We start from the raw sequence: 20,169 nt of genomic DNA on the forward strand, positions 1-20,169 counted from the left end.
AAAGCACTTGGACGTGCTGGTGTCGCGCCTGCACGATGCTGTGGTGAACCAGAAGAGCGATCCCTTCGTCGTGATGATGACCATCGACCGCGAGACGTCCTCGGTGGTTCTGACGCGTTCAGACAACAAGGAAGCCAGGGAACCCCTGACTCACCCGATGTTTGCCGATACAAGCCTTTTGGCCCGGATACACTATTCGCCACCCATGCACGGCTTGCTTGCTGTCACACGCAACGGTGACGACATCGCCTTCGAACTGCCTGTTCGGAGTCCAACTGGCCAGCTGGACAACCGACTTGTCGTGTATCTGGACCAGAACATGTGGCGCCCCGTCAGCGAGGCTCTGCAAGGTGGAGACGCGGTGAGCGGAGAAGACCTCGCAGCTGCTGAGCAGTTGGCGGAGTGGGTTCGGAACAGGCGGATCGTCATGCCGGCCTCGGCGGGCCACTACTACGAGACGACCAAGTGGTCGGTGTCGGACAAGCGGTACAGCCTTGGCCTGACCATTTTGCAGCTGAGTAGAGGCTGGCAGATGCGAGATCCCTTGCAGGTGCGTGAAGACGAGATCCTTGAGATGTTCCGTTGTTGGAAGGGCGAGGCCGACAGCGCCCGAGCGTCTTCCGTGTTCACACTGGCCCCGAACGCGCTCCACGCGCCGTCGCGCGGTGTGACGCCGTACACGCCGCCGTCGGATTTCTCGGCCGACGACGCCTTCCGGTTGGTGTCCCTGACGTCTGCAAGCAACTACATCGACGTCATGCTCGACGCTGAACATCTCGAGCCCGGTCCTGATACCGGGTGGGCAGAGGCGAATCAGCGGTTCAGTGACTGGCTCGACGTTCAGGATCGGGACGCGCAGCAGAAGCGTCGATCGATCGACGTCCTCCTCCTCGATGACTTCAAGCGCGAACTGGCAGAGGGAGCACGCGCGGCGGGATTGTCCCCGCAAGCACTCCAGCAGTGGGCTGAGAAGCAGCCAATGAAGGGCTTCGGTGCCTTGCCTGCATCGGGGCTCTACCGCGAGATGCTTCACAACCGGCACCTCAACAAGGGCACGCACTGGAGGAGGAACGACCTTACGGACATGATCTATCTGTCCTGTGCGGCCGGGTACGCGGATTTCGTCGTCTGCGAGCGCCATATGCGCGAGCCGCTTGAGCGAGGTATCAGGAGGCTCGCTCTCCCCACCAAGGTGTTCCGTCGACTGAGCGAGGCCGTTTCAGCTGTAGGCGATGCTTTGCAACAAAGGATGCCCCATGCCGATTGACCTGCTGGCCAACAAGCGGTAACCCTTCCTGGCAGTTGACGGTCCATGGAGAGCCAGACGGCAATGCGGCACCTTCGGTGAGAGGTTCTCACCGTTGTCGACGAACTCGCCTTTCACTACCTGGAGGCGAACCGCATCGACGTCACGGTCCTCAACGAACTGGACGTCTCTGCCCACACCGGACCACGCGTCGTTACTCAACTCCTGACCGGCTGGCCCTCCGTTGCATCTCGCTTCCCGTGGTCGGACAACTGGGTCTCCCGGCAATTGCGGTCCTTCTCCAGAGCCTGCGCGCGACGCAGCGGCGACGGCGACCCTGCTCCTCCGACACCCCGTGAACGAAAGAAGCCGTGAGTCAGAACGTTTGCCTGCGGTTCCGTCCGGTAAACCTGTGGGAATCAATGGATTTAAAGTTCCTGCAAGATTGTAATGGGCGATGATTCTCAATCACGCTCGGACCATTGTCTCTGATCGGAAACTCTGTCACCTTAATTTGGCGTGACGTGCGGTCCACCATGTGTCCGCCCGCTCACACCCTTAGTGCACTTCCGGGGTTCCGAAAATATCCAATCACGGAGAACAATCATTGCTTGATTCATCGCCGAGATGAGACTCATCTGTCAAATTGAATTGAATGGCAACCATATTCAGCATCTGTAAATCGAATTGAGTTTCAGGGTGATTGGGGCCGAACCTGCGCGAATCTTCCTCGTAGGCTTCCCTTGCAGCAGAAACGGCCGCCTTACCGCGACCTTCCAGAGCGAAGGCTGAAGAGAGATTTATTAGAGCAGATGCAAGCTGGATCCTCTCAGGACCGGCAGTCGTCCGCAGAAGTTTAACCGCAGCCAATAGGTCAGCTTCAGAATCCTCAATATGAACTTCACCAACAGCCGCCTGATGTAATCGACACCTACCCCTTATCGCTAGAAGCGATGCATACATCGAGCTCTGCATGCCAAACTGCGATGACAACAACGGATCCAGGGTCTCCAGGATTTGAGAGGCGCGCTCCAAATCACCTCGCTCAATTGCCGCGTCAGCCGCGCCGAGCTGTACGTCAAAATGGAACCGATCGCGCCGAGGTGAATCCTCCGCGGCTTGAGATTCAGTCACTCTGTCGAGATAATCGCGCTGCCATTCAGTAGCTCCTTGCAGGCGAGCCAACATCGCGGTATCGGCATGGATGCCCATAATCAGATCTGCAGGAAGGGTTTCCGTCAAGGGTCCCACGCGGGAAATGCACCACGCATTGATCTCTTCAGCTTCATCGAGTCGGTTCGTTAGTTCCAGCAAGCGAACTCTGACATGAGCGGTGAGAAGAGCCCTAATTGGGGACTCTTCGCTCAAGTCAGTCAGCGCGGAAAGATCTGGAAGCTTGGAAAGTGTGCTATCTGCAACGTCGCGGCGCCCCAATTTCACAGCGACGTTCCCCAAAGCCATGTAGGCTCTATCGACGGAGTCCTGATCGGCATATCGCTCAGTGAGCTCGACATTACCTTCAATTAGGGTCAGCCCTCTATCGGCGTCACCTGATTGAACGTGAGCCTGCCCCAAAGATTCTCGCGCTGCGAAAAGGAGGCTGAGAGGAGCCAAGCCTTGATGAAATAAATCCTCCGTGATTCTAAGAACTTGGTCACCAATGCGTACAGCATTCTCTTGATCGCCCAAGGCGCATAGGCGATCAACAAGACTCTTGGCAACTGCCATGACTGCCGGGCCATGCATGCCTGCCTGAAATGCCTCATCAACGATTCCGATGACATGTGCAATATGCGGGTCGAGTAGCTCTGGTGACTCTGGCCCTCTCTCGACGAGCTGTGAGGCGAAGAGTCCGAAGGCTGTTTCAATCCACGTTTCCGACCCCTGAGAGGTCTCGGCTGCAAACAATCGAATCAGTGGATGAACTCGTATGGTGCCGCGCTCAACACTTGCCAATGAAAATGCAGACAGGCACGCTATTGCGTCATCTCGCTGCATCTCATCAAAGAGGGATATACGCGTGTTCCAGCCCTCATCGTCTTGAGTGTACCCGGCCCACGAAATCTCAGTACGCGAACGCCTTCTCATGAAACGGCGTTTCTGTTTGCTCACCGACACTGGCCCCACAACAAATGGGCGCACAGGTTCCCTGTCAAAGATATCAAGGCGTAGCGGCTCAGCGCCAACATGAGCGAGAAGAGTGAGTAGGCGGCGAGAGAGCGGATTCCGAATCTCTGCTTCGGTCATAGCCAACTGGATGGCGCTTGCCACGGTAACTGGATGGCGACCGGCCTCACCGCGATCAAGCATTTGCTTAGATGCCTTACGGAATCTATCCAAGTACTGCGGGATGGCTAGCCCAACCGTCGAACAGTAATTCACGGCTTGATTCACGGCCAAGGGATGATTTCCGATATGGGCGGCTAATTCTGCCACGTGGGTGGTCGACGCATTCGGCAGCACCTTCGCTATGAAACTGTGCGCCTCCTCAGAAGACCATGATGGCAGATTTACATGGTGATGAGCTTCATCGATATGGTTAGCTGTTGTGGTGATCAGAATGCGGCACAATGACTGGCGTGGCAACAGGTTGCGCACGATCGATGGTTCCGTAACTCCATCGATAATAACCAATGTCGCCGAATTTTCTGGCAATGCAACGGTTCTACCAGGAGAGTTACTCACCATCGCTTTCCGTCCGGTGAGCTCCTCTAGGCCGAGCAGGAGACCTCCTCGGGTGGTCCCATCGATCACCTCGACCCTGAGGTTTCCCGAGTGTAGAGCAGCAAACTGGCCAGCCAGACTAGTCTTACCTGCACCTGTCATTCCAGATATCACCACAGGCGAGACCGGGTCAGGACTGCCAGGTGCCAACCGGCGCTCCAGCTCGTCTAGATACGCAGTGCGGCCAACGAATAGTGGATCGGGCTCCCATCCGGGGTGTCGAGTTTCCGGAACCGTGCGTGCTTCTTTTCTGTCCGCATTCTGAAGCAGTAGCCGCCGCACTTCTTCCGCCGACAGATACTTTCTTTTCTGACTGTTCAGTGATTCGAGCTGCGCACAGGTGCGGATGGTTGCAGCAATGCTCGCAGACCTCCCCAACCGTGATTGAGGTCTATCTGTACTGGCTTCAGCGATTCTCCCGACCAAAGCCTCATAACAGGAATCTGCGTGAATCGGCGATCTACCTGCAGATTTAAGGAAATCTGCAGTCCTCCTTACCCCGACATCGGTTATCTCGTTTCGCCGAGGGAGTGGTTGCGTGGGAAAATTGAGGTTCTCAAGAAATTCCTCTGCCTCCGCAGGGGATATCTTCAGGCGCTTCTGCAGCTGTGCTACTGCAGTATTTCTAGCTGAGGCATCATGAGATATTTTTGCCTGTCGGAGTGCATTAGCCGGTCCGCCGAAACCTGCATTGCTATGAAAGGCAACAGTGCACGCCTTCCCTGCGGCCTTCCATGCTGAGTGGAGGTCGATCAAAACGCGGTCCTTGTCCAACGCGGACCATGTCCAGGTTGGATCGCCCTTGTGGTGCGGCTCTCGATGCTTAATCGAGACAAGTTCGGGCGGGCCTTCTTGAGGCAACAGGATCACATCGGTGGAATACTCGACCAGGACACCCCGCAGGTCAGCGCCGAAGTGTTCCAGCAGTGTCAGCGCTACGCACTCATCTTGGTACTCAAACCGGGCACGTGTCTCGGGGCCTGTGTTTCTTTGATCACGTGGCAGCGCCTGAGTAGCTTCGAGATACGGATCGTTCTCGCTCGCGGGAGACGTGACCATAGGGCGATAGTACGTCTCAACAGATCAACTACACCCTGGATTACACAAGTTGCGCTCTAGCTCCATCCGTCAAGGGAGACTTCCGGCCCTCCGGCGAGATAGTGGTGGAGGGCACTGGCGGTGGTGTCCACGAAGCAGTCAGGGATGGCGTCGACCCATTGGACCTGGGCGTGTTTGCGGGGTTCGCGGTTCTCGGGTTCGCCTGTCCATTCGTGGGCGGCGAAGACGAAGGTGAGGAAGCCGTTGGGGGCCTCGACACCCCAAGCACCGTGGATGACATGGGCGACCTTCAGGACCTCCGGCTTCACTGTCAGGCCCGTCTCCTCATACAACTCGCGTACGGCGGTTGTGGTGATGGGTTCGCCGGGTTCGCTCTTGCCGACGGGGAGGTCCCACATACCCTGGGCGAACTTGGCGTTTTGGCTGCGTTGGAGGAGGACGACGCGGTTGGTGGCCTTGTCGTGGACGATGACGGCGGCGACCAGCAGGGTCATGGATTCGAGGGCGGGCGGTAGAGGTTTGGGCTGCGCCTCGCTGGTCTTCGTCCGCGCAGCCCGGTCGGCTGGCCTCACGTTCGCCGGGATTGGTTCGATCCTCTCCCTGCACTTGTTCCCGATCCTTTATCCGCTTCCTGTCCGAGGCGCCTCCTAGGATGCTGCCGTGGATCGTGACTGGATGCGGCAGCAGCTTGAAGAGTTCCTCGACCTGGCCACCCGCTACGACGCCAACAGGCGGCCGGGCGACTACATCGGTGACCTGAACCTGTACGCCCAACTGCACCGAGCCGAGCCCACCGTCAAGCAGATCCTGCGCCTGCTCGATCCTGCGATTGCCGAAAAGATCGACGTCGATCAGATGGCCGGCGTCGCCATGGCGCGCAACGAGGTTCAGCGCGGCCTCGGCATCCTGGCGGACAAGGACGAATGGGCGACCCGACTGGTGCCGGACGCTCCGACGCTGGCAGCTGATCAGTTCCACCCCTGGGTCTGGGAGCCGGCGGCTCCGCTGTGGGCTGCGGAGGCCCGTCAGGACGCGGTGCTCGCTGCGGCCCGGACCGTGAATCGGCGCCTCCAACAGAAGCTGAACCGCCACGATATTGGGGAGACCGATCTTTGCCTTCAGACCTTCGACTTGAAGGAGCCCGTCGTCGGGAAGCCTCGCCTGCGTTTCCCGGGGGATCGGAACACACCAACCTGGCGTGCCCGCCAGGAGGGGGCCAAGTACCTAGCCGCCGGTGTCTTCCTGGCGATCCGGAACGTGGCCGCCCACGAGGACGAGGTGTCCTGGACTGAGCAGGAGGCGTTGGAGCACCTCGCCACTCTCAGCGTCCTTGCCCGCTGGATCGAGGAGTGACTGTGGAGTCCGCCGCTTAAGCCTGCAAGCACGCGGCCGTCCATCGCGGCGGATACTGCGGGACTGCGCCGCTGGGATACGACCGCGGTTCCGGATCCGGTCTCTGCGGGGTCAGCCCCGGCCGGATACATCCGCGATTCCGGCCAAGGGCGATCTGTGCCAGGGCTGCAGTACAAGTTGAGGAAGCAGCCTGAGGGGTGTCTGCGGTTGTATGGCAGTCAGGGCGTTAGGAGAGAAGGCCGATCTGGATGGCCACCGCGCCAAGGGCCTCCTTCCCCGGTGGGTAGATGGCCCGAATACGGGCGAGTTGCTCGTCGCGGGTGGCGGTGGGGTTGACGTTGGAGGGCCCCTCGCCGTCGAGCAGGGCCTCGAAGTCGGGATACTCGGTGACCCGTTTGACCTTGACCTCGCAGGTCTCGTTGGTGCCCTTGATGCGGAAGCGGATGGTGTCGCCGGTGGCGAGGTCGGCGAGGTGCGGGTACTTGACCCGTACCTCGATGGTCTTCTCCCCTGATGCGACGAGGTCGAAGTACTGGCGGTAGAGATTGAGTTCGCGGACGCGGCCGGTGGTGTTGCTCATGGGGCGGTAGTGCTCCTGGGTGCTGGTGCGGTGAGCAGGCGGCCGATTTCGGCTGCGGAGTACGAGCGGAAGAAGTGCCGGGGGTCCGACAGCAGCGTCTCGGCGGTAGCCAGCAGTTGATCGGCATATTCGGAGACGGTGCCAGGCCATCGTCGGGTGTCGAGCATCCAGTCGTCGGCGCCCTCGGGCAAGGGGACGTGGCCCTCGTGGATGAGGGACTTGGAGAGTTTCGCGCCGGTGTCGGTGACGATCTGCGGGCAGAACAGGCGGGCCGGGAGCTGAGCGCGAGTGAGGCCGACGGCTTGGAGGGCTTCGTCGACGAGGAGGGAGCCGAAGACCCAGTCGCCGCCCTTGACCATGACGTGCAGACTTCCACCCGCCCCCGTGCTGGTCAGGGCGAGTTCCTTGACGAGGTTGCGGTAGAGGGTGGCCAGGTCGAGGTAGGCGCCCGTGGTGGGCGTGATGGTGGCCTGATAAGGGCCGTGGTGGAGGCAGACGGCGTCGACGCTGACACCTTCTCGGTCGGTGAGGTGCACGCGCGTGCGTTCGGCGTGCTTCTCGGACCAGCCGCAGCCGGGGTGCGGACAGGGGATGCGCACGTGTGGGGTGCCGGTGGAGGGGGCGAGCCACCAGCGGGCGGCGTCGAGTCGGGGCAGTAGCCGCAGCCAGGTGCGGCGGAAGTGTTCGCCGGCTTGCTGGTGGGTGTAGGTCTCCACGCGGTGTGGGATGCCCAGGCGCCGGGAGAGAGCCGTGAACAGGGGCTGGTACAGGGCGACGAGGTCGGTCAGAGCCTGGTCGCCGAGGGCCTGGGCGTAGGCGCGTTGGTAGCGGTGGCCGCTGGCCGGGTCTGTAGCCAGTTCGTACGGAGCGTTGTCGAGGGCGCTGAAGAGCACCTCGGTGGGGATGCCGAAGCGGTCGCGCAGGCGGGCCGCCATGGCGAAGGCAAGCGACTGGACGAGCGAGGTGCCGATGTGCGGGGCGCCGTTGATCTGCGTGCCGACGACGAGCACGATCCGCTCGGGTGGCGTGGCCAGGATGCGTGGGGTCAGGACGTCCTCGGGGTGGAGAAGGGCGTTGGCGAGGACTGTGTTGGGTGAGACGAGATGGGGCGTCACGGATGTCCCCTTGCGGTCAGGTCGGACTGAAGTAGGTGTTGCCAGGACCGGCTGGAGGTGCCTGGCCATAGAGACCGGCGGTAGAGCGCGCTTCTTCCTGGGCAGCGGCGACGTACGGGTATTGGAGCGCGGTGCGGAGGGCTTCTGAGTCGGTGAGGGTTTCGTCGTCCGGTAGCTCGCACCAGCCGCCGAACCAGTTGTCGAGCCGCTCCACGCCGGGCGCGACGAGCCAGGAGTTGGTGGAGAGATGCCGTACCGGCAGGCCCTCCCAGCAGTCGGCGGTGCCGGTTGAGATGGCGTAGTAGAGGCGCTCGTTTGGCCCGTCGTAGAGCACCGGGCCGATCGACGCACCGGTGCCGCGAAGGTGGGCCAGGGCCAGGAGGCCGGTCTCGGCAGAGGTGCGCACGAGGTCCCAGCCGTTGCCGACCTTCAGCAGACGCAGTCCGGGAACGTCGCTGACCATGGGCGCGCTGCGCAGCGCGTCGCGCACGGACATCATGTGTCCCCCTGCGGCTGGAGGTCGGGGCTCGTGCTGCGGGAAGGTGCGGACTCCGTGATCGGCTTGAGGGAGCGGACCACGATCAGACGGGTGCCCGTTGCTGCTATCTGTCGCTTACGTTCGTTGCCGATGCTCCTGGGGCCGAGGTGGTTGAGGGCGGGGACCACGGCGCCGTAGGTGTCGGGTAGTTCGAGAGTGTCGACCAGCCCGACGAAGGCGGGGGAGCGGATGGCCACCGTGGCGTCGCGGTCGGTGAAGACGCCGCAGAGGGCCAGTTCGTGTCGGCGGTAGTAGCCGGTGAGGCAGTCGACGAGCGCGGCATGGCGGACCAGGACGCCGGTGACGTGTCGTAGGTAGCCGAAGACCTGCGGGAAGGCGACGCGTCGGCGTTCCGTGATGAGTTCGTCGTCCATGTCCACAGCGTCGGTCGGCGTGAACGGCCTTGAAATGACCTGCTGTTGTACTTCCGTTGCACTTCCCGCCCCACGTCGTCACCGAGAGTGCTTCCATACGTGACGGAGGGAGGTAATCCATGGTCAGCGTGCGGCAGTGGACGGGCCGGGAAGCGAGCGTTCTGCGCGCTGCTCTGCGAATGAGCATGCGGGCTTTCGCCGAGCACCTGGGCGTCGCGCTGCGTACGGTGGCCAAGTGGGAGAGTCTGGGAGCCGAAACCCAGCCCCGGCCCGATACCCAGGCGATCCTCGACACCGCGCTCGCTCATGCCGACGCTGCTGCCCATGCCCGGTTCGAGGCGGTGCTGTTCCCAGAGCGGAAGAGCGTGCGGCCAGCGGACTACGAGACCTGGACCGAGGACATCGAGCGCGCCGTAGTCTGCGTCAGCCGCCAGGACTTCCCCTTCGCCGCGACCTTGTTGAACCGCTGGCTGGCGAGCCGTGACGCGCACGGCCTGGATGACAAGGGCCTTTATCTGTACGGGCGTTCGCTTGTCCTGCTCGGCGATGTACAACGAGATCAGGGCGCGATCCTCGGCCCGCTGTCCGCCCGGCAGTCCTACCTCACCGCGCGCGACATGTTCTCCGAGCTCGCCATCCCGCGCCGGGTGGCCCAGATCGAGCTGTCCCTCGCCGTCGTGCAGGAGATGTCAGGTCAGCTCGATGTCTCCGCCCGATGGTACGAGCAACTCGCCGCCGACCAACGGCTCAGCCGACGGGACCGAGCCCGGGCCCGGTTGTGGATCGGCACGGCTCTGAGCAAGGAGGGCAACAACGAGTACGCCACCAACGTCATGGCTGCTGCCACTCGCGAGTTCGAGGAACTCGGTGAGCCGGAGGACTGGTCCGTGGCACACCAGAAGCTCGCCCTGGCCCACCGCGGCGCCGGCGACCTGAAACAAGCCCTGCACTACATCGACATCGCGCGGACCACCGGCACGGTCGACTCCCCGATGCAGCGCGTGCGGTTGGACACCGCGTACGGGCACATCCTTCTGTCGGACACGGCGACCCGGAATGATGGGCTGTCCGTCCTCGACCAGGCGGCACAGGTGGCCCGGCAGTTCGGGCTGAGCCACCAACTGCGCAGCATCGAGGGCATCCGAAGCGACCAGCAGGGATGAGCCAGGGAGTGCCAGTGCCGGAGCACCAGCAGCGCCAGATCACCGACGAGCAGTTCCACGACGCGACGTTGATCTGGAACTACCACCAGATGGGACACGAGGCGCGGCCCTGCTCGGCGGCGATCGGCCTGGGCAGCCATGACTTGGGTGTGGCCACCGCGGCTGCCGACCTCTATCGCGCCGGCCTTTTCCCCGTCGTGGTGTTCAGCGGCGGCAACAGCCCCACCACCCGCGCCCGCTTCCCGCGTGGCGAGGCCGTCCACTATCGCGAGCACGCACTGAGCCTGGGCGTGCCGGACGAGGCGATCCTGGTCGAGTCGGAGGCTGCGAACACCGGCCAGAACATCACCTTCTCCCGCAAGCTGCTGGCCGAGACCGGCGTGGAGGTGCAGTCGCTGCTGCTGATCTCCAAGCCATACATGGAACGCCGATCGTATGCGACATGCCGCAAGCTGTGGCCCGAGGCCGAGGTGGTCTGCGCCTCCGAGCCGCTGGAGTTGGACGACTACATCAAGTCCATCGGCGACGAGAAGCTCGTCGTTGACATGCTCGTCGGAGACCTGCAACGGGTGATCGAGTACCCGAAGCTCGGCTTCGCCGTCGAGCAGGACGTACCGGGGGATGTGCATGACGCCTACGAGCGCCTCCTGCGCGCCGGCTTCGACAGCCGCCTCATCAGCAGCTGACCCTCGCCGATTCGGGGCCAGTGGCGGGCTGTGTGCGATCCACCAGCCGAACTTCTTTCCTCGACTGTCCACGCTGGCCAAGCTGTATGCCGCCGACCGGTGGATCGTCCTCGACGATGTGCAGTTCGCGCGCCGCGACTACCAGCACCGTTCTCGGCTCGCCTCCCTGGACAATCCAGACCGGCAGCAGTGGCTCACGCTTCCCTCACACCTGCCGTACGGCCGCCCCACGCTGATCAACCAGGTTCAGCTCGCCGAACCCCGCCGCTCGCGTCGCGTGGTCAGCTTGCTCATTCGCCAGTACTACGGCCACAGCCGCCACTGGGCTGCGGTGCGCGAGGTTCTCGACGCTGTCCTCGACGAATTCGGCGGCGGCGCGGGCAGCGTCTGCGACCTCGCGAAGACTTCGTCACTCGCCATGCTCACGGTCCTCGGCTGGGGCGGCGAGGTGTCGGACAGCAGCTCCATCCCGACCAGCCGAGGCCGGTCGGAGCGTCTTGCAGACCTCGCCGTGGCCACCGGAAGCAGCGTCTACCTGTGCGGCACTGGTGGCCTGCGCTATCTCGACCATCGGCCGTTCTCCGCTCACGGCATCCCCGTCCTGCCTTTTCACACGCCTGTGGACGTGGACGACCGGCTCTGGCACTGGGCCCGACGGGCCAGCGCTCTCTGGGCACTGAGCGAGATCGGACCGAAGTCCCTGGCCGTCCGACTCGCCGCCGAACGAGAAGCTCACCTTCTGAAGAGCGAGCCTGAGCGTGCCTGACGCTCAGGACATGAGTCCTTTCCGTACGTCCTCGTGTGCGCGTGCGGAGTCGTCCGCTTGGTCGGCAAGCTGACTATGGTCGCGTAGGAGTGCCACTGAGATGACGGCGTCCCAGCCGCCCCTCAGCGCTCGGGCCTTCTCGACGATGAGGAGCTCAAGGCATTCCCAGCACGTCGAACGGTGCTGCTTCGCGGGTAGAGTCCGGGACATGGACCCGGTCAGAAGTTCCGGCTCACGCCTCCATCTGCGGGAACTCGCTCGTGAGGAAGTGAACGCGGTGCTTGCCGTCTATGGCAGCCCCGAGGCCACGGAGCACCAGTCGTTCGAACCCCGTTCCCGCGAACAGGTCGCGCAGATGGCGAGCCGGTCCGTAGCCTCCGCGACCGCAACCCTGCGCACTGAGTACGTAGTCGCCGTCATTGAGCGGGACACGGCCGAACTGGTCGGGTCCGCCGAATTGACGTAGGACTTCCTTCCGAACCCCAGTTCACCAAGGAGGCCGAATTGCCCACTCCATACCGTGGTTTGATACTTGACTTCGGTGGAGTCCTGACCACTCGCATGAGGTTGAACGGCGAGGCGTTCGAAAGGTCCGAGGGACTGTCCCCTGGCGCCTACTTCCGCGCACTGGGAGAGCATCCGGACGGCATCGCGGTATACGCCGCCCTGGAGGTCGGGGAGGCGACGCAGGAGGACTGGAACCGAGTCATCGGCGGCATCCTGGGCATCGACCCGACGGACCTGATGCGGCGCGCACTCGCCAATCTGCACGAGGAGCCGCAGATCGTGGCTGCAGCACAGCGGGCCCGAGAGGCCGGCATCAAGCTCGCGATGCTCAGCAACTCGTTCGGGATCGAGCCGTACAACCCGTACGAGGCGTTGGGCATGTACGAGGACTTCTTCGACGCGGTAGTGCTGTCGGAACTGGAAGGGGTGCGCAAGCCGTCACAGCGCATCTATCAGAGGGTGTTGGAGGAGCTGGATCTGCCCGGACCGGAGTGCGTGTTCGTGGACGACCGCGATGCCAACCTGCCTCCGGCGGAGGCCCTGGGTATCCGGACGGTGCACCATACGACGGACCCTGTGGCAACCGCGGCAGTCCTGGACTCACTGCTACCGGATGATGCGCCCGCGTGAACTTCGAGTCTGCCTGCCGTCACTCTGGTGCGGTGGCGGATAGGTGGCTCTCCCACTGCTACGAGCCCGATCTGGCTCACTCCCAACCGGGACTCGATCTCTGGCTGTGCTCGGGTTACGGAAATTGAGACGGATCAGGGCCGTACTGGCTAGCGCATCGCACATGGTCAGCTTCGAGTCGGCCATCCGTTGCCCCGGCATCGTGCTCGCTATTGAGACGAGGTGTGCCCTTCTGGATGTACGCCTCGGGGACCCTGTGCGGACTGCTGATGGCTCTCGCCAGTCGACTCGGTCGGCAAGGTGTCTGAAATGAACTCGCGGTAGCGCGCCACTTCCGCATCGAACTCGACATTTTCCAAGTCCAGGATTTTGGCTCTGCCCGGGAGCCCTGCAAGTTCACGTAAGGACGGCTCGAAGTCAGGATCGAGGCCCTTGTGGCACGTGCCGCAAAGCGTGACCAGGTTCTCCTCGGCAGTTGGTCCACCCATCCGCCACGGGATGAGGTGGTGCACATGGAGTTCGAGGTCCACGTGGTCTGTCGCCTTGCGCCCACAAACCACGCAGCGGTAATTGTCGCGCTTTAGGACCTGCATGCGGAGCTTCCGGCTGGGTGCGCGGCGCTCGATGGCTTCGTCCGGGAGATGCTCTGTACCGACGAAGCCAGCTCCGCCGACTTCAACTGCGCCGTCACGCAGACACTCCGACGGCGCGATCACCTCCGGAAGGCGAGCCTCTGCAAGCTCCTTCTCGACGAGTGCGTTCCCGCCGAGCCGGAGAAAGATGGACAGACTGATGTCATCGTCGACCGATACCCAGCCCTGTCCCATCTCAGTCCACGCGTTGGCCACAGCCTCAGGGTCCATCAGGCTTGCGGCACGCATCTCCCAGCCTGGATTCCGTTTGGACCAACCGACCCAATGGGACTGTGCTGACCAGAAGGGGCGTCCGCGACGGTCAGCGCCGAGGGTGAGCGCGTAGTAGTCACCATCTGGATTGAACCGCTTCATCTCGCTGAGGGCCTCAACTACGTCGGCCCGGGCGGCAACTGAGTCCTCCGGCATGGTTCGACTATCGCATGCGGCGCCGGGCCCTCATGCGGGCCATGTGAGCTGACGGATGCCAGCCTGTAGCGGTGGGTGGTTAGCCCAGGTGCTCGCGCTGCATCAGTTATGCAGGAGCTGCAACACGGCGAAGTACGGCTGATCTACGCTCGGTTGAGCAGGCAGGATCGGCGACGGCGGAAGGGGCCGTGGCAGATGGCCGAAGCACACAGCGAAGCAAGACGGATCGGTGAAGTGATCCGTCAGGCACGGGCGTTGCAGCGACGCTCACAGAAGGACGTCGCCGCCGCGCTCGGCTACCACCAGTCCAAGGTGAGTCGGCTGGAGGGCGGCCGTGGCACGGAGGACATCCGTGTCCTGCGTACCGTTGCGCACTAACTCAATATTCCACCAGAGCAATTGGGCCTAGCCGCTGCTCGTGATGCCTCCAACGCCGATCCTGAAGCTGAAGAGATGCACCGCCGTACCTTCCTCGCCGCGAGCATCGCCGCGCTCGCGACCCCTGCCGCCGCAGCCGCCGCCCACGACGACCTGGTCCAAGCCCTTCTGCCTGGCCTCGGCCTGGCGAACACCGGCGCCCCCGTGGACACAGCGGTTCTGCGTGAGCGGGGCGGCGCGGCCCGCAGGCTCTTCTACACGTGCGACTACGTGGAACTGGAACGCGCGCCCGGCCTGATCGCCGACCTCAGGCTGGCCTCCAGCGGTGTGGTGGACAGAGACGTACTGTCCGCGCTGCTGGCCACTACCTACCAGACCTCGACCAGCCTCCTGCTGTAGCAGCACAACCAGGGCAACGCCTGGCGGCCGAAGACGACGGTGCCCTGTCCGTCGCCCAGGGCACAGCAGTGCCACCTGCGAAACCAATGCGCCCTGATCGCCTGACGGCCCTCCCCGCACATGACGAGGGCGGGACCCGAAAGCCCCGCCCGCACACCATGAAACCTCAGGTCAGGGCCACACCAGGCAATAAGGCTGATGCCCCGCCTCATGCAGTCGGTGGCTGAAGTCCTGCCACTCGTGCAGCAGCTGGTACACGTTGTACGCGTCCCGGGGGCCGCCGCGGTCCGGGACCGTCGACCAGATGAAGGCGGCCGCGCCCACGGCCTCCTCGCCGATGCCGCGCAGGGGGTCGACGACGGTCATGGGGAGCTTGACGACGGCGTAGTCGGGGTGGAGGACGACGAGTTCCAGCGGGGGCACCTTGTGCAGAGGTATGCCCTCTATGCCGGTGAGGACCATCGCGGCCATCGTCTCCGGCTTGATCTTGGTGAACATGCCGTTCATGCCGAGCTCGTCGCCGCCGAGTTCTTCGGGCCTCATGGAGATCGGAACGCGAGCGGCGGTCGCGCCGTCCGGGGCTCCGAAGTATTTGTACGTCACCCCCACCCGGCCACCATTCCCGCTTCCTGCCCTGAGCTGGTCCGCCCCGCGGTCTGTGTAGTCCATACCGTCCATACGGCTCGACGGGTCGTTCCGCTCAGGTTCGCCCTGCGATCCCTGGACCTGACGTGTCTCGGCCGCTTCCGCCTCGCGTCGGTGCTTCCCCCGCCGGGCACGCCGAGGACCCAGGTCATCGGTCCCCTCGCCCAGTCCGCCACCGCGATGCATATCTCCACCCGACTGCTTTTCTAAGGCGCGCGACCCCCGCCACGCAACCCGATCATCGTGAGAGTGACCTCCCCCACGACCGCCCGCCGAAACGTGCGTTGAAACACTTGTCCGTCGCCGTGGACCGACCCCACACGTGTGAAGTCAACTATCCCCGAGAACGGCACCTGCAGGGAGTCTAGGTAGTTCGCGCTCGCGGTGACCAACGAAGAGTGGAGCGGCGCGCGGTATCGCGTCACAGCAGGGTATACCGTTCCCGAGCCGATTAGCAGATATCGGTGAAATCGGGCATCCGGAGTGGGGGGTTCGGGCGGGAGCCCTCCCATGGTCGGAGACTCCGGGGCAGAGCCGGGACGCCCCGCCCCGGGCCGTACGCTGAAGGACATGGCAGAGGCGAACAACATCTCCGGCGGTGCGTCACCCGAGGTGCCCGAGGCAGGGGGAGCCGTCCCCTACCCCTTTGAGGCCCCGGTCTCGCAGACCCTTTTCGACCGTGCGGCGGCCGTCACGCCCGGTGGCGTGAACTCTCCGGTCCGCGCGTTCCGGGCCGTGGGCGGTACGCCCCGGTTCATGGTGTCCGGCAACGGTCCCTACCTCACGGACGCCGACGGGAGGGAGTACGTGGATCTGGTCTGTTCCTGGGGGCCGATGATCCTCGGCCATTCCCGTCCCGAGGTGATCGCGGCGGTCCAGGAAGCCGTGTCCCGAGGCACTTCCTTCGGTACGCCGGGGGAGGGCGAGGTCGCACTCGCCGAGGAGATGGTCGCGCGCATCGAGCCCCTCGAACAGGTGCGGCTCGTGTCCAGCGGGACCGAGGCCACCATGTCCGCGATCCGGCTGGCCCGCGGCTTCACCGGCCGCGCCAAGATCGTGAAGTTCGCCGGCTGCTACCACGGGCACGTGGACGCGCTGCTCGCCGCGGCCGGCTCCGGCGTCGCCACCTTCGGGCTGCCCGACACCCCGGGCGTCACCGGCGCCCAGGCCGGGGACACCATCGTCCTGCCGTACAACGATCTCGACGCCGTGCGCGAGGCCTTCCGGGCCCACCCCGGTGAGATCGCCTGCGTCATTACGGAAGCCTCGCCCGGGAACATGGGCGTCGTGCCGCCCGGGCCCGGGTTCAACCAGGGGCTCAAGGACATCTGTGCCGAGGGCGGCGCGCTGTTCATCTCCGACGAGGTCATGACCGGCTTCCGGACCAGCAGGTCCGGCTGGTACGGCGTGGACGGCGTCACCCCCGACCTCATGACCTTCGGCAAGGTCATGGGCGGCGGCTTCCCGGCCGCCGCGTTCGGCGGGCGCAGGGACGTGATGGCGTACCTCGCGCCCGCGGGTCCCGTCTACCAGGCCGGCACCCTGTCCGGGAACCCGGTCGCGACCGCCGCCGGGCTCGCGCAGCTGCGGCTGCTCGACGACGCCGCGTACGTGAAGGTCGACGCGGTGTCCGAGCAGATCCGTACGCTCGTCACGGACGCCCTCACCAAGGAAGGTGTGGCGCACCGGCTGCAGAACGCGTCCAACATGTTCTCCGTCTTCTTCACCGAGACGGAGGTACGCAATTACGAGGACGCGAAGGCGCAGGAGTCGTACCGCTTCACCGCCTTCTTCCATTCGATGCTGGCGCAGGGTGTCTACCTGCCGCCGTCCTCGTTCGAGTCCTGGTTCGTGTCGACGGCGCACGACGAACGGGCGGTTCAGCGGATCGCCGACGCCCTTCCGGCGGCGGCACGGGCAGCAGCGGAGGCCACGGCAGCATGAGTGACATCACCGTCGTACACGTGATGCGGCACGGCGAGGTCGCCAACCCGGACGGGGTTCTGTACGGGCGACTCCCGGGCTACCGCCTGTCCGAGCTCGGGCAGCAGATGGCCGAGCGGGTCGCCGAGCACCTCGCCTCGCGGGACATCACCCATGTCGTCTCCTCGCCGCTGGAGCGGGCGCAGGAGACGGCCACGCCGATCGCCAAGTCGCACGGCCTGGAGCTCGCGACCGACAGCCGGCTGATCGAGGCCGAGAACATCTTCCAGGGCAAGACCTTCGGGGTCGGGGACGGTGCGCTGCGGCGGCCCGAGAACTGGAAGCACCTCGTCAACCCGTTCAAGCCGTCCTGGGGCGAGCCGTACGTGGACCAGGTCGTACGGATGATGGGGGCGCTCGATGCCGCGAAGGACGCGGCTCGGGGGCATGAGGCCGTGTGCGTCAGCCATCAGTTGCCGATCTGGATCGTGCGGTCCTATGTGGAGCGGCGGCGGTTGTGGCACGACCCGCGGAAGCGGCAGTGCACGTTGGCGTCGTTGACGACCTTCACGTATCAGGACGACAGGATCGTGTCTGTTGGGTACAGCGAGCCTGCGCGGGATCTTGTGCCTGCGCATCTGCTGGCCGGGGCCAAGCCTGTTAAGGGGAAGTCCAAGGCCTTCGGGGCGTAAGCACTTCGTGCCGGGCGGTTCGTTGTGTGCCGGTCGGTGGGGGCTTGTCGCGCAGTTCCCCGCGCCCCTAAAGGGGCGCCAGCCCCTGACAAAGTGCCGTCTTGTCCAGACGGGGAATCCGTCTCGTGCGTTCCGGTGTGTCCGTTACAGGTTCATGTTCGGATAGTCACCGAAATATGTGCGTGTGACCTGGAACCCCCGTGTTCGTCGTGCCCTCTAACCCGGTGTCCATTCGACATGGGCACAGGGCGCGACGAATGGGGACGGAATGCGCGACATCAGCCGAAGGGGAGCGCTGGGGCTCGGAGCCGGGGCCGTGGCCGCGATGGGAATCGCGGGCTGCGGTACCGCCCTGGGAGACGGCTCCGGCGGGGTCGGGGGTTCCGGAAACCGGGGCAACGGCGGAAACAAGCGTGGCGAGCGTCCCGTACGTCCCATCGGTGACGGTTCCACCTCCTTCACCGGGAAGCAGCCGAAGCAGCCCGGTAGGCCCCGGCCTCTCGAACCCGGCGAGACCCCGCCGCAGTTCGTCGTCTTTTCCTGGGACGGTGCGGGTGATGTCGGCAACGGCCTCTTCGAGCGATTCCTGAAACTCTCCGAAGAGCACGACGCGAGCATGACGTTCTTTCTCTCCGGCCTCTATCTGCTGCCCGAGTCGAAAAAGCGCAAGTACCTCCCGCCGAACAACGCGCCGGGCGCGTCCGACATCGGTTATCTGACGGACGACCACATCAAGTCGACGCTGAAGAACGTCCGGCGGGCCTGGCTCGACGGCCACGAGATAGGCACGCACTTCAACGGTCACTTCTGCGGCGGCAGCGGCACGGTCGGCAACTGGACGCCCGCCCAGTGGAAGAGCGAGATAGCCCAGGCGAAGTCCTTCGTGAAGGAGTGGCGTACGAACACGGGCTGGAGCGAGGCCGAGGTGCCCGCGCTGCCCTTCGACTACGAGAAGGAACTGATCGGCGGCCGTACGCCCTGTCTGCTCGGTCAGAGCAACCTGCTGCCCACCGCCCGCGAGCTCGGCTGGCGCTACGACGCCTCCTCGCCCGGCGGCACCCAGGTCTGGCCCAGGAAGAACGGCGGCGTCTGGGACCTGCCGCTCCAGGCGATGCCCTTCCCCGGCCACACCTTCGAGGTCCTCTCGATGGACTACAACATCCTTGCCAACCAGTCGGTCAACTCGACGCAGGCGCCGCCCGCCAACTACCCGGCCTGGCGCGAGCAGGCGACCAACTCGTACATAGCTGGCTTCAAGCGGGCATACGAGACCAATCGCGCCCCGTTCTTCATCGGCAACCACTTCGAGGAGTGGAACGGCGGCATCTACATGGATGCCGTGGAGGGCGCGCTGAAGCACATCGCGGGCAAGAAGGACGTACGCCTGGTGTCGTTCCGCCAGTTCGTGGACTGGCTCGACGCGCAGGACCCGGCCGTCCTGGAGAAGCTGCGGACGCTGGGTGTGGGGCAGGAACCGGCCGGTGGCTGGAACGGGTTCCTCGGCGATGTCGGCACGAACTCCGCGAACGGGTCGGAGAAGGGCTCGGACAAGGCCGCCTGACGGTCGTCGGCAGCAGTGCCCGAAATGGCGTCTGACATGCGGGTTTCCGCCTGCGAGGGGGGTGGGCAAGATCCTCGGAACGGACATGCGAAACTTTTCACATGAGTGCCGCCAGCCGCGCCCCCCAGCGCTCGATCCGGACCCCTCAGCGCACGAACCGTACGAACCGGGCCCACGGCCGTAGTCGTGGCCGCGCCGCCCTGCTGACCGGCGGGGCCGTCGTCGCGGCGCTGCTGCTGTCCGCGTGCGGCTCCGGGGGCAAGTCCGGCGGGACCGGCAACACCGGCTTCGTCACCGGCTCCGACGGCATCGCGACGGTGAAGAAGGGCAGCCGGGTCGCGGCTCCCGAACTGTCGGGCAAGACCATAGACGGCAAGCAGCTCGACGTCGCCGACTACCAGGGCAAGATCGTCGTCCTGAACGTCTGGGGCTCCTGGTGCGGCCCGTGCCGCCTGGAGGCGAAGAACTTCGTCAAGGTCTCCGAGGACCTCAAGGACCAGGGCGTGCAGTTCGTCGGCATCAACACCCGCGACACCAGCACCAGTCCGGCGATCGCCTTCGAGAAGGCGCACGGGGTCACGTACCCGAGCCTGTACGACCCGACGGGCAAGCTGATGCTCCGCTTCAAGAAGGGCACGCTCAACCCGCAGACGATCCCCTCCACGCTCGTGCTCGACCGGGACGGCAAGGTCGCCTCCCGCTCGCTGTCGGCGCTCAGCGAGGCGAGCCTGCGCAAGATGCTCAAGCCGATCCTCGCGGAGAAGTGACC

Annotated in this window: 19 protein-coding genes and 1 pseudogene; 12 read left to right on the forward strand and 8 right to left on the reverse strand. The window is 64.4% G+C overall.

The genetic code is table 11. The features are described 5' to 3' along the window. Positions 1-43: 43 nt before the first annotated feature. Complete coding sequence (locus ACFWXQ_RS40905) at positions 44-1,267, forward strand: hypothetical protein (protein ID WP_383940104.1); 1,224 nt, start codon at positions 44-46, stop codon at positions 1,265-1,267. Positions 1,268-1,837: 570 nt separating this feature from the next. Here the strand turns inward: ACFWXQ_RS40905 and ACFWXQ_RS40910 are convergent. Next, complete coding sequence (locus tag ACFWXQ_RS40910; protein ID WP_383940107.1) at positions 1,838-5,029, reverse strand: hypothetical protein; 3,192 nt, start codon at positions 5,027-5,029, stop codon at positions 1,838-1,840. Between the two features lie 56 nt (positions 5,030-5,085). Then, positions 5,086-5,523, reverse strand: coding sequence for an NUDIX domain-containing protein (locus tag ACFWXQ_RS40915; protein WP_383940110.1), 438 nt, complete (start codon positions 5,521-5,523; stop codon positions 5,086-5,088). 166 nt (positions 5,524-5,689) lie between these two features. On the opposite strand from ACFWXQ_RS40915, the gene ACFWXQ_RS40920 reads away from it, so the two are divergent. Continuing rightward, complete coding sequence (locus ACFWXQ_RS40920) at positions 5,690-6,382, forward strand: TIGR02391 family protein (protein ID WP_383940113.1); 693 nt, start codon at positions 5,690-5,692, stop codon at positions 6,380-6,382. A gap of 226 nt (positions 6,383-6,608) precedes the next feature. Here ACFWXQ_RS40920 and ACFWXQ_RS40925 read toward each other — a convergent pair whose 3' ends face one another. The 4 genes from ACFWXQ_RS40925 to ACFWXQ_RS40940 are packed head-to-tail and all read right to left on the reverse strand — an operon-like array spanning position 6,609 to position 8,989. Beyond that, entirely contained in the window at positions 6,609-6,962 is a 354-nt protein-coding gene (locus ACFWXQ_RS40925) for an ASCH domain-containing protein (protein WP_383940116.1), read from the reverse strand. After that, positions 6,959-8,077, reverse strand: a complete 1,119-nt coding sequence (locus ACFWXQ_RS40930) for a hypothetical protein (protein ID WP_383940119.1) — start codon at positions 8,075-8,077, stop codon at positions 6,959-6,961. Before ACFWXQ_RS40930 ends, ACFWXQ_RS40925 begins: the two co-directional genes overlap by 4 nt. Before the next feature lie 16 nt (positions 8,078-8,093). Next, positions 8,094-8,576 (reverse strand): hypothetical protein, encoded by a 483-nt coding sequence (locus tag ACFWXQ_RS40935; protein WP_383940122.1) that lies wholly within the window; start codon positions 8,574-8,576, stop codon positions 8,094-8,096. Beyond that, positions 8,573-8,989 carry a hypothetical protein gene (locus ACFWXQ_RS40940; RefSeq protein ID WP_383940125.1) on the reverse strand — a complete coding sequence of 139 codons (417 nt, stop codon included), beginning with the start codon at positions 8,987-8,989 and terminating at the stop codon, positions 8,573-8,575. The genes ACFWXQ_RS40935 and ACFWXQ_RS40940 overlap by 4 nt, the downstream gene beginning before the upstream one ends. Before the next feature lie 119 nt (positions 8,990-9,108). Between ACFWXQ_RS40940 and ACFWXQ_RS40945 the strand changes: the two genes are divergently transcribed. The 5 genes from ACFWXQ_RS40945 (at position 9,109) to ACFWXQ_RS40965 (ending at position 12,741) form a co-directional block, all read left to right on the forward strand. Beyond that, complete coding sequence (locus tag ACFWXQ_RS40945) at positions 9,109-10,152, forward strand: helix-turn-helix domain-containing protein (protein ID WP_383940128.1); 1,044 nt, start codon at positions 9,109-9,111, stop codon at positions 10,150-10,152. Further along, positions 10,149-10,838 carry a YdcF family protein gene (locus tag ACFWXQ_RS40950; protein WP_383940131.1) on the forward strand — a complete coding sequence of 230 codons (690 nt, stop codon included), beginning with the start codon at positions 10,149-10,151 and terminating at the stop codon, positions 10,836-10,838. The genes ACFWXQ_RS40945 and ACFWXQ_RS40950 overlap by 4 nt, the downstream gene beginning before the upstream one ends. Beyond that, positions 10,780-11,604 (forward strand): WbqC family protein, encoded by an 825-nt coding sequence (locus tag ACFWXQ_RS40955; protein ID WP_383940135.1) that lies wholly within the window; start codon positions 10,780-10,782, stop codon positions 11,602-11,604. Before ACFWXQ_RS40950 ends, ACFWXQ_RS40955 begins: the two co-directional genes overlap by 59 nt. Before the next feature lie 208 nt (positions 11,605-11,812). Next, positions 11,813-12,070, forward strand: a complete 258-nt coding sequence (locus tag ACFWXQ_RS40960; protein ID WP_383940137.1) for a GNAT family N-acetyltransferase — start codon at positions 11,813-11,815, stop codon at positions 12,068-12,070. A 59-nt stretch (positions 12,071-12,129) separates the two neighbouring features. Next, positions 12,130-12,741 (forward strand): HAD-IA family hydrolase, encoded by a 612-nt coding sequence (locus ACFWXQ_RS40965; RefSeq protein WP_383940184.1) that lies wholly within the window; start codon positions 12,130-12,132, stop codon positions 12,739-12,741. A gap of 209 nt (positions 12,742-12,950) precedes the next feature. Here ACFWXQ_RS40965 and ACFWXQ_RS40970 read toward each other — a convergent pair whose 3' ends face one another. Further along, the gene (locus ACFWXQ_RS40970; protein ID WP_383940140.1) at positions 12,951-13,802 is read right to left on the reverse strand and encodes an HNH endonuclease; all 852 of its coding nucleotides are present in this window, start codon (positions 13,800-13,802) and stop codon (positions 12,951-12,953) included. 195 nt (positions 13,803-13,997) lie between these two features. On the opposite strand from ACFWXQ_RS40970, the pseudogene ACFWXQ_RS40975 reads away from it, so the two are divergent. Further along, positions 13,998-14,576, forward strand: a pseudogene (locus tag ACFWXQ_RS40975) (helix-turn-helix domain-containing protein); the annotation flags it as partial. Positions 14,577-14,750: 174 nt separating this feature from the next. Here the strand turns inward: ACFWXQ_RS40975 and ACFWXQ_RS40980 are convergent. Continuing rightward, positions 14,751-15,410 (reverse strand): hypothetical protein, encoded by a 660-nt coding sequence (locus ACFWXQ_RS40980; protein WP_383940143.1) that lies wholly within the window; start codon positions 15,408-15,410, stop codon positions 14,751-14,753. 384 nt (positions 15,411-15,794) lie between these two features. Between ACFWXQ_RS40980 and hemL the strand changes: the two genes are divergently transcribed. The 4 genes from hemL to ACFWXQ_RS41000 all read left to right on the forward strand — a co-directional run bounded on the left by hemL (position 15,795) and on the right by ACFWXQ_RS41000 (position 20,167). Next, positions 15,795-17,168, forward strand: a complete 1,374-nt coding sequence (hemL, locus tag ACFWXQ_RS40985) for a glutamate-1-semialdehyde 2,1-aminomutase (protein ID WP_383940146.1) — start codon at positions 15,795-15,797, stop codon at positions 17,166-17,168. Continuing rightward, complete coding sequence (locus ACFWXQ_RS40990) at positions 17,165-17,839, forward strand: histidine phosphatase family protein (RefSeq protein WP_383393561.1); 675 nt, start codon at positions 17,165-17,167, stop codon at positions 17,837-17,839. The genes hemL and ACFWXQ_RS40990 overlap by 4 nt, the downstream gene beginning before the upstream one ends. A gap of 268 nt (positions 17,840-18,107) precedes the next feature. Further along, the gene (locus ACFWXQ_RS40995; protein ID WP_383940149.1) at positions 18,108-19,400 is read left to right on the forward strand and encodes a hypothetical protein; all 1,293 of its coding nucleotides are present in this window, start codon (positions 18,108-18,110) and stop codon (positions 19,398-19,400) included. Between the two features lie 101 nt (positions 19,401-19,501). Next, positions 19,502-20,167, forward strand: coding sequence for a TlpA family protein disulfide reductase (locus ACFWXQ_RS41000; protein WP_383940153.1), 666 nt, complete (start codon positions 19,502-19,504; stop codon positions 20,165-20,167). Positions 20,168-20,169: the final 2 nt, after the last annotated feature.

The organism is Streptomyces sp. NPDC058697, from assembly GCF_042715345.1.
In the GTDB taxonomy this organism is placed as follows: Bacteria; Actinomycetota; Actinomycetes; order Streptomycetales; family Streptomycetaceae; genus Streptomyces; species Streptomyces liliifuscus.

Bases quoted from the DNA above. Each gene is read 5' to 3' on its own strand.
- ACFWXQ_RS40910 (WP_383940107.1), bottom strand. From the start codon at position 5,029: ATGGTCACGTCTCCCGCGAGCGAGAACGATCCGTATCTCGAAGCTACT.
- ACFWXQ_RS40915 (WP_383940110.1), bottom strand. From the start codon at position 5,523: ATGACCCTGCTGGTCGCCGCCGTCATCGTCCACGACAAGGCCACCAAC.
- ACFWXQ_RS40925 (WP_383940116.1), bottom strand. From the start codon at position 6,962: ATGAGCAACACCACCGGCCGCGTCCGCGAACTCAATCTCTACCGCCAG.
- ACFWXQ_RS40935 (WP_383940122.1), bottom strand. From the start codon at position 8,576: ATGATGTCCGTGCGCGACGCGCTGCGCAGCGCGCCCATGGTCAGCGAC.
- ACFWXQ_RS40940 (WP_383940125.1), bottom strand. From the start codon at position 8,989: ATGGACGACGAACTCATCACGGAACGCCGACGCGTCGCCTTCCCGCAG.
- ACFWXQ_RS40945 (WP_383940128.1), top strand. From the start codon at position 9,109: ATGGTCAGCGTGCGGCAGTGGACGGGCCGGGAAGCGAGCGTTCTGCGC.
- ACFWXQ_RS40950 (WP_383940131.1), top strand. From the start codon at position 10,149: ATGAGCCAGGGAGTGCCAGTGCCGGAGCACCAGCAGCGCCAGATCACC.
- ACFWXQ_RS40955 (WP_383940135.1), top strand. From the start codon at position 10,780: ATGACGCCTACGAGCGCCTCCTGCGCGCCGGCTTCGACAGCCGCCTCA.
- ACFWXQ_RS40960 (WP_383940137.1), top strand. From the start codon at position 11,813: ATGGACCCGGTCAGAAGTTCCGGCTCACGCCTCCATCTGCGGGAACTC.
- ACFWXQ_RS40970 (WP_383940140.1), bottom strand. From the start codon at position 13,802: ATGCCGGAGGACTCAGTTGCCGCCCGGGCCGACGTAGTTGAGGCCCTC.
- ACFWXQ_RS40980 (WP_383940143.1), bottom strand. From the start codon at position 15,410: ATGCATCGCGGTGGCGGACTGGGCGAGGGGACCGATGACCTGGGTCCT.
- hemL (WP_383940146.1), top strand. From the start codon at position 15,795: ATGGCAGAGGCGAACAACATCTCCGGCGGTGCGTCACCCGAGGTGCCC.
- ACFWXQ_RS40990 (WP_383393561.1), top strand. From the start codon at position 17,165: ATGAGTGACATCACCGTCGTACACGTGATGCGGCACGGCGAGGTCGCC.
- ACFWXQ_RS40995 (WP_383940149.1), top strand. From the start codon at position 18,108: ATGCGCGACATCAGCCGAAGGGGAGCGCTGGGGCTCGGAGCCGGGGCC.
- ACFWXQ_RS41000 (WP_383940153.1), top strand. From the start codon at position 19,502: ATGAGTGCCGCCAGCCGCGCCCCCCAGCGCTCGATCCGGACCCCTCAG.